Here is a 13,063-nt window from a genome sequence, read left to right as displayed (position 1 = left end):
GGTTGTCATGATTATTGGTCCATCACAAGTTTTTTATCGTTTAATCATAAATGGTGGGGATGGGCTGACGCTTGTGCTGCGTGCGCAAATAAATGTCTATGAGTGTTTTGTTTACCAAATCTGAAACTGTTTTACCTTCTAAAAAGTCATCGATTTCGTCATAGCTCAGACCCAGTGCTTCTTCATCGGTTAAGCCTGGACGATCGCATTCAAGATCCGCTGTAGGCGCTTTATTAACTAGCGTGTCAGGTGCGTGTAAATGTGCTGCAAGTGCTCTGACTTGACGTTTTGACAAGCCAAATAAAGGGGCTAAATCACATGCACCATCCCCAAATTTGGTATAAAAGCCTGTAATATTCTCGGCGCTGTGATCTGTACCAACAACTAACCCTTTGGTTAATCCCGCTATTTCATATTGTGCAACCATACGTTGGCGAGCTTTGACATTGCCTTTAATAAAATCAATAGTGGACTTAGACGGTAATGTAAGTTCAGATGCCGTCATTGCGAGCATTGCTTGCTCGTGCATTGCATCAGCCGCAGGTTTAATATTAACTGTGACGCGTTTACTTGGTTGAATAAATGTTAAGGCTTGCTGTGCTTCATCTTCATCGGCTTGCACGCCATAGGGTAAGCGCATAGCAATAAATTGATACTGAGTGTCGCTGTGCTGTTGATTGAGTTCATCTATGGCCAGTTGACACAGGCGACCACAGGTTGATGAGTCTACCCCGCCACTGATCCCTAACACTAAGGTGACACAATGCGCGTCGATTAAACGTTGTTTAATAAAGTTCACGCGGCGAGTGACTTCAAAAGCAGCGTCTATTTCGGGTTGGACTTTCATTTCAGCCAGAATCGTTTGGCGCATAGCGATTTCCTCAATTACCAATTATTGCAAAGTGTTATTATGTTTTTATCTGGCGAGAAATTAAAGCCCTAAATGTTGTTTAATTGCTGCCAGCTCTTGTTTCAACTGGGTTATCTCGTCAACCAAAGAATCTAATTCTGAATTTGATAGCTGCGGTGTTGCTTGTTCTCTCTTTGACGCTGCTGGAGGAGCTTGATCTGCGAGTAAATGCTGGTAACGGCTTTCTCGTTTACCTGGTTCTCGTTCCAGTTTACACACCCACTCCTGCTCTAACATGTCTGCTAACGTGTTTTCTACGTCGCTGACAGTAGTGAAGTTTGTGAGTCGTGCAGAGCGTGTACGCAGCTCCCCTGGTGTTTGCGGGCCACGAAGAAATAAAATACACAATATCGCGCGTTGCTGTTCACTTAATTGTAAACTGCTAAACTCGGTATTACAGAAGCGGTGGCTGTACTTATTTACGCGTCCAGATAACCCTTCGTCGAGGAGGACAACGCGCTTTTTTTCTAATTGCGTTAATGTATCTAAGACTTCGGACTCGCTGAGTGTGAGTACGGGTTCCCTGTTAGATTTTTGGTTACATGCATTTGTTAATGCATTAAGTGACAGGGGGTAATGTTCGGGTGTTGTAGTCTGCTTTTCAAGTAGGCATCCGATGACCCGTTGTTCATTTGGCGTGAATTCCATATCGTTGTTCCTATCTTATTGTTTTATCAACTTTACGCTATCAGTGGTTGTTTTACTAACATCTTGTGTCCATTTTCTTAGTGCGGCTTCAAGGTCATTAAATTCTATCGGTTTACTTAAATAATCATCCATGCCTGCTGCTAAGCATTTTTCACGATCGCCTTGCATGGCATTAGCTGTTAAGGCGACAATCGCAGTAGATTGGTGTTGCTTGCCAGCGATACCTTGGCGGATCTGCCCTGTTGTTTGGTAACCATCTAATTCTGGCATTTGGCAATCCATTAGTATTACATCATATCGCTTTGGTTGCTGCTTCAGGTGTTCAATAGCAAAGCGACCATTATCGATACAAGTGGGGGTAATATCGAGGCGTTTCAATAGTGCTAGAGCGACCACTTGGTTTACCTTGTTATCTTCAACTAAAAGAATCGAGGCATTAATTGTCCCTTTTTGTTGCGGCGAATCGGGTGTTTGCTGCTTGCTTAATGTGCAGAGCTTAAGGGCATTAGCCGGTGTGAGTGGTCTCAAGAAAACAAGGTCGGGGTTAAGGTGTGCGAGCTTCTTGTTATTGCCAAGGCGATTACTGATCAATGCAAAACAGCTGCCTGGCTGTTTTAGGATATTTTTTAATTGGGTGATTTGGGTATCAGAAGCATCGACAATAATTGATTCGGCAATAATAATTGCGGGTGATTTTAGCCGGGTATCTTGCAGTAACGAGAGAGCCGCAGGTAAACTTTCAAAGTGTTCACTGGGTATTCGCCAAGCATCAAGTAAGTGATGGGCTACTAATTCATGTGGTTGATGCGGATCGGTTTTCGCAAATTGCGTTTTCATATTTCGGCTATCGATAAATAACTCAGTGCGTTGTTCGAGCGCTTTTGGGGCAAAGTTACTGACACTGTCACTGAGTATTTGAACTAAATTACATTCGATGAACTCGATATCAAGCTTACCCGCCTCAATTTTTGATAAGTCGAGAATATCATTAATGATAGTGAACAATGAGCCTGCTGAGCCTTGGGCAAGCCCTAAGTGGTGGTGTTGCGACTGGTTCAACTCTGTGTTGAGTACGATATCTAACATGCCTAAAATACCGTTCATGGGCGTGCGAATTTCATGACTCATGCTTGCGAGAAAGTCCGCTTTGATTTTCGCCGACTGTTCTGCAACATTTTTGGCTAATCAAGCTTGTTGTTTTGCTTTTTGTTGTTCTTGGCTGGCAAATAAACTGCCTAACATGGCGGATATTGCACGGATAAAGCGCCCGTCACTATGTCCCCAATCAGGGTTAGGTAAGGCATATTCGGCGCACAATAAGCCAATGATTTGACCTTTGTAGGTAATAGCACAGCCTAGTAATGCATTCACTTCAAAAGGCCCTAAATAATGCTCACTTAACCCTAAAGTACATTCATGACTGTGGGCGAACTTTGCTTTGAGTAGTTGATTTTTTTGCACTTGCGAAAATAACTCTGCAAGGTTGCTTTTTCGCCACGGTGGGAAGTGTTTTAGATTGTCTTGGCGAGTATTACTGAAGCAGCTTGGGATCAGCAAAGTACTTTCTGCGTTAAATACCCATATACTTGCTCGCGATGCATCAAGCCCTTGGCTAATGGCATCAGCCACCACATTCTGCGCGCTATCAATATGATTGTTTAATACTGCATCATGGCTGCTAAGCTGCGCTAATAGTTCATTGTTTCTGGCTATTTTGTCATGCTCAATTTCCATGTGTTTTCGGGTTTGAATATTTTGTACTGACCCAAAAATTTCGTAAGTCCAGTTTTTATAACGATTGGCTTTGCCTTTCATCAATATCCAGCGTTCATGGCCTTGCGCAGTCAAAATGATGAGCTCTTCCTCAAAGCGGGTGCCATGTTTAATCGCCTGCTCAATGACATGCTGAAAGTTTCGCCGATGTTTACCTTCTTTGAAAAATTCGGTCGAACTCATCCACGTTGCCTGATAATGGTCAGACACTTCAAATATGTGTTTGGTGACGTCTGACCAACTAATATCTCGGGTTTTTATATCAACTGACCATGCACCAACCTCAGTAAGGCTGCCCATACTGGTTAAGGTTTGGGCGTTATCATGTAATTGCTTTATGAGTTTATTAAAGAAGATAAATGCGTCAATGAACAGTAAAATAATGGTGAGTAACGCGAGACGAAATGGCCAAACTGCAGCAACTTCTGGCTCCCAACCAAATCGAAGTACCGCATACAGTTGCCATTTTCCTGAGGCCACCGACACACTAAATGAAAGAGGGTGTAACTCTAAAATATGCTTATCGCCATAAAAAACTCTCCTAACTCTCCGAGTCCATTTTTCCCTCGTATCGCAATACGATAATGATTGTCTAGTTTTTCCAGGTTGACTGATTTGAACAGCTTTTTCATATCGATGACGACGGAGAGTAGCCCCCAAAAGGAGTCATCGGCATTGTAGACTGGTACCAGCGCGCTCAGCGCCTCGCCGCCTTGAATGAGTGTGAGGGGCTCTGCTAGCACAATAAAATGATTGGTTATTGCACTGGCAAAAGTAGTTTATTCATCATAATTAGAAATGAGTTAAATAGAATAAAAACGTAACATAGCTTTAAGGCGTTTATGAGGTGGTATTTATCACACAATTTGGGCAGGCGATTAACGCTATGAATATTACAATTGCTTGGACATATCAACTTCATATTTATATGGTTATGATAATGATTCACACAAAGTTATAAGGACAAAGAGATGCTCACTTGGTTCAAACGGATCCTTGCTGGATTGGTTTTATTAGTGCTAGCGACAACCGCAGCTCTTTATGGCGTGCTGTCGTTGAGCTTACCGTCACTCGATGGCACTGGTACCAGTAACGGGATCAACGCAGCGACGACGGTGGAGCGAGATGCATTAGGACAAGCTGTAATTACGGCGCAATCTCGAGAAGATGCGGCTTATGGTTTAGGGTTTGCTCATGGTCAGGATAGATTCTTTCAGATGGATCTATTACGTCGTAATGCGGCAGGAGAGCTCAGTGAGTTGTTTGGATCTGCGGCAATAGAATTAGATAAAACCATGCGGTTCCATCAATTACGTAAGCGGAGTGAATATATTGTCGCGCATTTACCGTATGACCAACAACAAGTGCTCGCAGCCTACACACAGGGCGTTAACGAAGGGCGGGTACAGGCAGGCTTTCAGAGTTTTGAATATTTACTCAGTGGAGGACCTGTAAAAGCGTGGCGCAGTGAAGACAGTATATTGGTCATTTTTAGTATGTACCTTGATTTACAGTCTGCGAACTTTGAACGTGATAAAGCACTCATTTATTTAGAGCATACTTTTGGTAAAGCGATGCGTGAGTTTGTATTGCAGCCCAGTATTCATCAAGCTGCGCTGGATGGCTCCGTGTTACCAACACGACAAGTGCCAATACCGCAATTAGATATTTCACTCGCGCGTGCCGCGCGTGCAGACATCCATGATATTGGCTCGATAAATTTATATGGCAGTAATAACTGGGCGGTAACCGGGGCGTTAACTCGCTCTGGTAAAGCCATGCTCTCTGATGACATGCATTTAGGGCTGGCTGTGCCTTCTATTTGGTATCGTGCGCAATTAAACTATCACTCTAAAAATACACCCGTCACCGTAACGGGTGTGTCGCTACCCGGTGCGCCTGCGATTGTGGTGGGCACGAATGATCATATTGCCTGGGGGTTTACTAATGGGTATTTAGATACAGCAGATTGGATTGAATTGTCAGCCAGTGATAAAACTTGGCAAGAAGAAGAGCGTATTCAATTACCCGATAATGAAGTACACACGTATTCGTTGCTAATGAGTAAATATGGCCCAGTACAGCAGTTCAATGAGACAGCTTATGCACTCAGTTGGGTCGCACATCAGCCATATGCGGTGAATTTAAAGCTATTAGCAATGGAAACCGCATTGACGGTCGATGATGCCCTGACACTAGCGCCCAAAGTGGGTATTCCGGTACAAAATCTGATGGTTGTAGATAAACACGGTAATGCTGCATGGCGTCTTATGGGTGCAATTCCGGCCAGAAATAATCCGGCTGATATTGCGATAGAGGCAACTAGCTATTCTCCCCAGTGGCAATACAACGACACTGCTAGACCCGCGTTGAAAAATCCTAAAAATGGTAAATTGTGGACCGCTAATGCTCGTGTAGTCTCTGCGCAGGCACATACGCGTTATGGTGATGGTGGTTATGCCTTAGGCGCTAGAGCGGTACAGATACGCGATAGGTTACTTGCCAAAGACAGGTTTAATGAAAATGATTTTAACCAGTTACAGCATGACAACGAAGCGGTGTTTTTAGCCCCATGGCATCAGCATTTAACCGCTTTATTGAGTCAAAATGATGCTTCTAAAGCACGATTCGCAAACGATTTACAGCATCTCGCCCAATGGCAAGCATGTGCGTGTGCAGACTCAGTTGGCTATACCTTAGTGAAGCGCTTTCGTACCAGTTTAATGAACAGTGCATTTGCACCGGTTGAAGCAAAAATGAAAGAGGCAGGTGCTGGTCTACGCTATATAAAACGCTATCTAGAGCCTGCATTATGGCAGTTGCTGGAACAAAAGCCGCAGAGCTGGTTAAATCAGCATGAGAGTTGGCAAGCATTGCAACTTAACGCCTATGAAGTCGCTAAGCAAAAGTTGGCAGCAGAGTTTGGGCCAAATATGACGAGCTGGCAATGGGGAGACGTGAATGCGTTACACATTAAACACCCATTTAGCACACAATTACCGATACTAAGCCAGTTTTTAGATATGCCAACCACGAAGGCGTTTGGTGATACTTATATGCCGGCGGTACAAGGTCGTCATTTTGGGGCTTCGCAGCGGTTTATAGCACAACCGGGGGCGTTGGGTAATGCGATTATGACCGTCGCGGGTGGGCAAAGTGGGCATCCGTTGTCACCGTTTTATCGTGCAGGGTTTGATGGGTATGCAAAAGGGAATGCAACGCCGTTATTGCCTGGTCGCCTCGTACATGCATTAACGATTAAACCTAATCAACCAGAGTAGTGAATAGCATACAGTGATGAAACGGCTGTTACCTGATTACGGCCGTTTTTTGACTGGTGTAGAGCGCGTTGTCGGCATGATGTAAAGCCGTATCAAAATTGCTGCTGGTGGGCCACAGTGTGACGCCAAAACTCAGGGTAACTGGGTGGTCGAAATGTTCGAAGATCTCAAAAGTAATAGCACTGCGTAGCTTCTCAATTCGATGCAAAGCGGCTTTTTGCGAACAATTTTGCATGACGAGTAAATACTCTTCGCCGTTCCAACGTGCGCAAATATCTACAGGACGGGTATGTTTATCTATGAGGAGTGCGACACGTTTTAGCACTTCATCACCGTGTGCATGTCCGTAATTATTAGTTTGCGTGATTATCAACACAGATACAAAACACATGAGTGCCTGAAAGCTAAGGGGGGCCTGAATTTGTCATAAATACCCACTTTCATGGTGACCATACCTGTGGTCATGAAGCTTTTTCGCTCGTTGTGAGCCATGTTATTGCTCATGATAATGTACATAAACGCTTAGTCAAAAAGTACGGTGTAGCGTCCGCGTATTCACCTCGAGTGAGCTTTGATCAGACAGTAACTCTGTACTTTAATAATGAGCAGGCACATATTGCGTATTTTGCCCATGCGCATACGGATGATGATGCGGTGGCTGAGTTGATGGGTTGTTACGTGCACTTCGCGATATTTCAGCTGAAATTAACGACAAAACAGTGCTTATTCCTAGCTATGGAATGGTATCTAATAAGGGGGAGTGAGTGCAATATATTGTGCGAATCGATAAAGCACGTACGCTGATATTAAAGGCGATGGCACAAAGAGCTACGCAGCAAGAAGTACTGCGATTAGACCCGTTAGCCGAACTCAATTTGCCTTACACTAACTGGTTACCGAGAGAGCGGGTTATTCAGTTGTTTTACCGCTCATTGGCAAAAAAGAATGTAGGCTAGGTGAGCATCACCAAGCCAGCGGCTAAAGCGATCAGTATTAACCCTAACCCATCGCGACGTTTAACGGGTTGTTTCAGCCAAAAAGTTGCAATGAGCATGGTGAAAAAGACCTCAATCTGACCCAGTGTTTTGACATAAGCAACGTGCTGTAAACTCATAGCGCTAAACCAGCCGATAGAGCCAATACAGCTGGCGAGGCTGATCAAACTGACCTTACGACGATGTTGCCATAAAACCGAATAGCTTTGTGGCTCTTTGATCAGTAAATAAAGAGCTAACAACAGGGTTTGAATACTGATCACTAGGAGCAAAACCCATGCTGCGCTATGGGGAAATGGCAACTGACTGGTTAACGCGGCTTCTCGCACCCATAAAGAGGTTAAGGCAAAGGCGCTACCACAGCTTAAACCAAGCAAGGCGGTGGGAAAATTAAAGTTTTTGACGGTAAAACCGCTGAGAATAAGCACAGCGACACCGCCAATGATGACACCGAGCCAGCCAAAGTACGATAATGCAGACCCAAAGAACAACATACCGAAAATAGCCGCAACGAGCGCTTCACTTTTGGCCAGCCCTGCACCTATCGCATAGTTATTTTGCTTAAAAAGTATCACCATCAGCGCGGTAGCAACAATTTGTGTGATACTGGCTGATCCTATAAAAATCATAAAAGTGCCACTGAACTGTATCTGTTCTGTGGGATAAAATTGATATAAACCGACTAAATATAACGCCGCAATTGGGCTCGCTAGCATAAAACGAGAGAGGGTAACTGTTGCGATTGAGGCATGGTTGCTGAACTGACTTTGTAAGGCATTACGCCACGCTTGTGCAAAAGCAGCCAAAAATGTGAATGCGATCCATGCCATGCTATTAGTCTCTTTGTTTGATGAGTTCAAGATCACACATTATCAACTATGAAGAGAATATACGAATGGTTTATAGCTGAAATATCTCGTTGATGCGACACCCTATTGCAGGGTAGGTATATAGCACGCTTTTTATACTGTTAGGCGATGCAATACAATTCACTATAGGTTATGAAATAGGCGGCTTTTTTGTGCGTGCAATGGTATGTTAGCGTGGTTCATTATTTCTTATAAACACAAAGGAGCTAGCATGACAACGTTATTGATCTGCGCACTCGTTGCGGTATTGTTACCTTACTTGGCTAAGTTGCCCGTGGCCATCGAAATGAATAAATTGGGGGGGTACGATAACCGTCACCCGCGTGCTCAACAAGCAAAGCTAGAAGGGTTTGGTGCGCGTGCCCTGGCAGCACACCAAAATAGTTTTGAATCACTCATTGTTTTTTCAGTGGCTCTGGCCGTTGTGTTAGGCTCAAATAATGTGAATGCGGTGACAGAGTATTTAGCCATCACTCATATTATTGCACGTATTTTATACTGTGTTTTTTACTATATGAATATAGATAAACTCAGATCGTTGGTGTGGTTAGTGGGCATTGGCTCCGCAGTGGGTATGATTGGTGTAAGCATCTAAATTAAAAGGGTAAATAGAGCAACTAAGTGTTGCTCTATATATATCAGTGTGACGATACATCAATCCGTTCAAACTGATCCTGTTGTGGTGTGCTTGTCGCGTTATCATTAATTTTAAAATCTAACTGAACGCGATGTATTTCATCTGGGTTGTTTGAAGGGGTGTATTGCCATTGTCGCAATGCCGTAATCGCATTGTGCTCGAATGTACTTTTTGGTTTAGCGTCAATGACTTTGATGTTGTTAGTATGACCTCGCTCATCAATGGTATAGGCCAGTTGTACATACCCTGACACGCCATCATTTGCCGCTTCAATGGGGTATTTTGGCTCAATTCGCATGATAGGTTTTACTGAGTGATCTGCTTTTACTTTTTCTGACGGACTGTCTTTAGTGATTGCTAAGGCACTTAATGATGCCAGCGCACAGGTGATCAACAGGGTTTGCGCAACCGTTGAAGGTCGAGCTGTGTTTTTTATATGGTTAAGTCTCTGTAGCATGGTGTTTTTATCTCCATAGTAAGCGTATGCAAAATGTCGTTTGTTATGGTGTTCAACACAGTTAATCAGTGTTTTGGCATAATGCACTTGTTGATGATGCGGTTTATTTTCTAGGACACGTTCGTCGCAAGCGAGCTCTTGGACACGTCGAAAGCTCTGATACCCAAGCCAAATCAGTGGATTGAACCAGGTTATTGTACACAGTGAAAAGAACCCAAGATTCCATAGGTTATCGTGGCGTTTTATGTGCGTATATTCATGTTCTAGCATTAATGAAAGAGACTGCGCATCAAAGCGCTGAATATAATTCGCCGGCATTACAATGTTGTACTTTATGAGGCCAACAATCATTGGACTGTTTATTTGTGTGCTGACGTAAACTGGGTACCCACGGTACGTCGCACCTGTTAATTCTAAGGCGAGGTTAGTATGAAAACGCTTATGCTGCCAAAACATAGCAAGTAACAGACTGCATGCGCCCGCTATATATACGACTGTCCAACTTAACAACCACGTATCAGTCACTGGGAGTTGAGTTGGGGTGACGGTTACGTAGTGCATGGCGTTATTTGATAAGGGCTTCAATTCACTGGGTACACTTAGCAGTAACAGGGTGCTTGGTATGAGCCACCACATTTTATATAGCAACTGAGCGCCAATTTTACTCGAAAGTGAGCGTTCGCAAATTAAGAGTACAACAACACTCATGCTCAGCAGCAACTGTATTTTAATTACCCAATCAAGTAGCTCGTTTAACATATTACTTTCCTTGCTTGTCTTCCCACTCTTTTATGACGTTTTTTAACTCATCAATATCGGTTTGTGAGAGGGGGTGTGTTTTGGCAAACCCACTGACTAACGGTGCGATACGGCCTTGGAATAGTCGTTGAATAAAGCTTCGGCTTTCTTTTTGGGTATAATCATCTCGTTCAATGGTGGGCGTGTAGATGTATTCCCGGCCTTGCTTTTCAAAAGTAACCGCCTGCTTTTTAACGAGTCGACTCACCAGAGTTTTAATGGTTTTTTCGTGCCATTGCGTGTCGTCGCTTAAGCGCTTAATAATGTCACTGGCTTTAGCTGGGTAACCTTGCCAAAGTGCTTCCATCACCGAGAATTCGGCCTTAGATAATTCAATCATTTTTTGCCTACAAGTGTAATCAATGTGTTTAGATTACGCTTGTAGTTCAAAAGATCAAGGTTTATTTTTGTACAATGCTAAGTTCTGATTGAGAAATGCGTTGGTAAGCACCTTCAGTTAAGTTATTTGGTTGTAGGGTAAAGCCCGCTATTTTGACTCTAAATAAATCAATCACGCGATAGCCACAGTAATGGCTCATTTTGCGTATTTGGCGATTTAGTCCTTGTTGTAGGGTTATTTTGAAGCGCGTGGGTGTTAATAATTCAACATCACACGGCAGGGTTATTTGCCCATTAATAGGCACGCCATTTGCCATTTTTTGACAAAAAGATGGGTCAATAGGTCGGTCAACTTCTACCCAATATTCCTTTTTTTGATGATGCTCAGGGTGCAACATATATTGGCATAAGGCACCGTCATTGGTAAGTAGTAATAACCCTCGAGAATCTTTATCTAACCGACCAATGGGATAAACACGTGGTGCGCCAGGGAGGCAATGAATAAGGCTAGTTGGATCGTCGATATTAAGTTTGCAGTCAACGCCAACAGGTTTGTGATAAGCGTAGAGTACCTTCTCGGGCAAGGTCGTGATCGCTTTGCCTTGCACGATAACGATGTCTTGTGCGGTAACATGATCAATGTGATTTGCTAATTTACCGTTGACGGTGACTTCTCCCGCATCAATTAACCGTGATGCCTGACGGCGCGAGCACACGCCTGCATGGCCTAAAAATTTAGCTAAGCGTATTGGTTTAGGCATGATGGTTCCTTCGTTGTGTTTAAAACAGTGTGATAACAGAAATATTATACCTGAGAGTGGATCAGATTGAATTGAGTTAATCATGAGCAAAAAATTGTATGAACTTGTAATGTATAGCTATTTAAATTATTGATTTTAATGTTTATTTATTTTGGGTTTCGATAGCGCAACAGGATTTTTGTGAAAAAAGCGATAGTTACGCTCGCGATTGGCGATAACCCAATGTATCAAGCTGTAATCTTAAGTTTTAAGCATTATGCTGACAAAGTTGGAGATGAAGTTGATTTGATTGTTTCATTGGTTGATCAAACAATGCTGAGGTTTGTGAGGGCTCCATTAGAAGTTAGGCACATTCTCTCACTTTCTAATGTGGTTGAATTTTGTGCAGTGATTGTTCCGAATTAGGCGTAATGCTTATTCGGTTAATAAGCGGCAAAAAATTTAGTTATAGCCTTGTTATTTAAAGATTTATTCTATTCTCGATCATGTTATAATTCTCAGTTATAAGGGGTTTTAGTTATTTTATAAGTGTTGTATTACGAAATACGGACAAAGGAGAGGGGGTTAAGGTGATCGAAAAAGGATTTGTATATGTTTTATATGGTAAACAATTACGGCATTACAATGAAGCAATAGGCAGTATTTCTACACTCCTATTACATAACCCTAATGCCAAAGTCATTGTGTTAGCTGAAATGCCTGATTTTTTTAGTGAAACGGAACAAGTCACAATAGTAAAATTAGATGATGCTTTGAAGTCTCAATGGTTAAGTAAATCAGATTACCATTTTCGGCTGAAGTTAAGTGGGTTACGCTATTTGTTGGAAAATTACGTTAAAGTAGCGATTTTCTTGGATTCTGATACGTTAGTAAAAAAGAACATTATGCATTACTTTAATGAGATTTCGAGTAAGCAAAGTGTTTTACATAAGTTAGAGGGGCACTTAAGTAAAAAACGTTTTTCGCGTCAATACAAAAATGCTTTAGACCGGACCTTTAGCCATCCCGAATATGGAGATTACCATATTTCAAAATCAGACCCTATGTATAACTCTGGATTTATTGGTGTAGACCAATCCCATTTAGATATTTTTGATACTGCGCTATGGTTAATGGAAGAAATTAGCCAAGTTATTACATTTCATACGGCTGAGCAATTTGCATTAGGTTTATTATTAATGCAAAAAGGAAACATATTGACAGTTGGTGATGGTGATGTATATCACTACTGGCATAAAAAACCAAGATTATTTATTCATGAAGAGCTCAAACGAGAGGTTGAAAATAACTCTGTACAAAAACTATTGGAGTCTCCTTTTTTATCTAAAGGAATTAGGGCGAGAAGACCTTTTTTAAGGTGGCTTCAAGATAAAGTGCACTAGATTACACGAATTAAATGAAGGTTTATTGAATGTTTGGTATTAATTAAAGGTTTTGAGTGTTTTCTCTAGATACACTACCGTACTATGTGAAATTGCATAATACGGTGGTGATTTCTATGTTGATTGTTAATGTACACTTAAAGCAGATCGCTATAGCGAACACTTTCCCCAATTTTAAGTATTTTTAACGCCATATCTGGTTTTATATCGTCG

14 protein-coding genes are annotated in these 13,063 nt (G+C 42.4%); 5 read left to right on the top strand and 9 right to left on the bottom strand.

Features of this window, described 5'->3' with window-relative positions; genetic code table 11:
• Positions 1-40: 40 nt before the first annotated feature.
• The 4 genes from nadE to CWC18_RS00345 are packed head-to-tail and all read right to left on the bottom strand — an operon-like array spanning position 41 to position 3,811.
• The gene (gene nadE, locus CWC18_RS00360) at positions 41-871 is read right to left on the bottom strand and encodes an ammonia-dependent NAD(+) synthetase (protein ID WP_138591419.1); all 831 of its coding nucleotides are present in this window, start codon (positions 869-871) and stop codon (positions 41-43) included.
• A gap of 60 nt (positions 872-931) precedes the next feature.
• Positions 932-1,558 carry a YceH family protein gene (locus CWC18_RS00355; RefSeq protein WP_138591420.1) on the bottom strand — a complete coding sequence of 209 codons (627 nt, stop codon included), beginning with the start codon at positions 1,556-1,558 and terminating at the stop codon, positions 932-934.
• A 15-nt stretch (positions 1,559-1,573) separates the two neighbouring features.
• Positions 1,574-2,686, bottom strand: a complete 1,113-nt coding sequence (locus CWC18_RS00350) for a response regulator (RefSeq protein ID WP_138674456.1) — start codon at positions 2,684-2,686, stop codon at positions 1,574-1,576.
• A 57-nt stretch (positions 2,687-2,743) separates the two neighbouring features.
• The gene (locus CWC18_RS00345; RefSeq protein ID WP_138674455.1) at positions 2,744-3,811 is read right to left on the bottom strand and encodes a GAF domain-containing protein; all 1,068 of its coding nucleotides are present in this window, start codon (positions 3,809-3,811) and stop codon (positions 2,744-2,746) included.
• Positions 3,812-4,302: 491 nt separating this feature from the next.
• Here CWC18_RS00345 and CWC18_RS00335 point away from each other — a divergent pair, with 491 nt between their 5' ends.
• Entirely contained in the window at positions 4,303-6,612 is a 2,310-nt protein-coding gene (locus CWC18_RS00335; protein ID WP_138674453.1) for a penicillin acylase family protein, read from the top strand.
• Positions 6,613-6,640: 28 nt separating this feature from the next.
• Here CWC18_RS00335 and CWC18_RS00330 read toward each other — a convergent pair whose 3' ends face one another.
• Positions 6,641-7,003 (bottom strand): GGDEF domain-containing protein, encoded by a 363-nt coding sequence (locus CWC18_RS00330; protein ID WP_138591424.1) that lies wholly within the window; start codon positions 7,001-7,003, stop codon positions 6,641-6,643.
• Positions 7,004-7,376: 373 nt separating this feature from the next.
• Between CWC18_RS00330 and CWC18_RS00325 the strand changes: the two genes are divergently transcribed.
• Complete coding sequence (locus tag CWC18_RS00325) at positions 7,377-7,568, top strand: hypothetical protein (protein ID WP_138674452.1); 192 nt, start codon at positions 7,377-7,379, stop codon at positions 7,566-7,568.
• Here the strand turns inward: CWC18_RS00325 and CWC18_RS00320 are convergent.
• Complete coding sequence (locus tag CWC18_RS00320; RefSeq protein WP_138674451.1) at positions 7,565-8,437, bottom strand: DMT family transporter; 873 nt, start codon at positions 8,435-8,437, stop codon at positions 7,565-7,567. The genes CWC18_RS00325 and CWC18_RS00320 overlap by 4 nt on opposite strands.
• Before the next feature lie 250 nt (positions 8,438-8,687).
• Here CWC18_RS00320 and CWC18_RS00315 point away from each other — a divergent pair, with 250 nt between their 5' ends.
• A complete protein-coding gene (locus tag CWC18_RS00315) occupies positions 8,688-9,071 on the top strand; it encodes an MAPEG family protein (RefSeq protein ID WP_138591427.1) in 384 nt (127 codons plus the stop codon).
• 43 nt (positions 9,072-9,114) lie between these two features.
• On the opposite strand, the gene CWC18_RS00310 is transcribed toward CWC18_RS00315, so the two are convergent.
• The 3 genes from CWC18_RS00310 to CWC18_RS00300 all read right to left on the bottom strand — a co-directional run bounded on the left by CWC18_RS00310 (position 9,115) and on the right by CWC18_RS00300 (position 11,468).
• Positions 9,115-10,329 (bottom strand): M56 family metallopeptidase, encoded by a 1,215-nt coding sequence (locus CWC18_RS00310; protein WP_138674450.1) that lies wholly within the window; start codon positions 10,327-10,329, stop codon positions 9,115-9,117.
• A gap of 1 nt (position 10,330) precedes the next feature.
• Positions 10,331-10,708: a BlaI/MecI/CopY family transcriptional regulator gene (locus CWC18_RS00305; protein ID WP_119860465.1), complete on the bottom strand. Its 378-nt coding sequence runs from the start codon at positions 10,706-10,708 to the stop codon at positions 10,331-10,333.
• Positions 10,709-10,769: 61 nt separating this feature from the next.
• Positions 10,770-11,468 carry a pseudouridine synthase gene (locus tag CWC18_RS00300; protein ID WP_138674449.1) on the bottom strand — a complete coding sequence of 233 codons (699 nt, stop codon included), beginning with the start codon at positions 11,466-11,468 and terminating at the stop codon, positions 10,770-10,772.
• 180 nt (positions 11,469-11,648) lie between these two features.
• On the opposite strand from CWC18_RS00300, the gene CWC18_RS21345 reads away from it, so the two are divergent.
• Together CWC18_RS21345 and CWC18_RS00290 are read left to right on the top strand one after the other, a co-directional pair.
• The gene (locus CWC18_RS21345; RefSeq protein WP_249348059.1) at positions 11,649-11,873 is read left to right on the top strand and encodes a hypothetical protein; all 225 of its coding nucleotides are present in this window, start codon (positions 11,649-11,651) and stop codon (positions 11,871-11,873) included.
• 164 nt (positions 11,874-12,037) lie between these two features.
• Positions 12,038-12,850: a hypothetical protein gene (locus CWC18_RS00290; protein WP_138591431.1), complete on the top strand. Its 813-nt coding sequence runs from the start codon at positions 12,038-12,040 to the stop codon at positions 12,848-12,850.
• Positions 12,851-13,063: the final 213 nt, after the last annotated feature.

Origin of the sequence: Pseudoalteromonas aurantia (assembly GCF_005886875.1) — a bacterium.
In the GTDB taxonomy this organism is placed as follows: Bacteria; Pseudomonadota; Gammaproteobacteria; order Enterobacterales; family Alteromonadaceae; genus Pseudoalteromonas; species Pseudoalteromonas aurantia_A.
The sequence above is the reverse complement of the archived record's forward strand: the minus strand, read 5'-3'. Positions and strand labels throughout refer to the sequence as shown.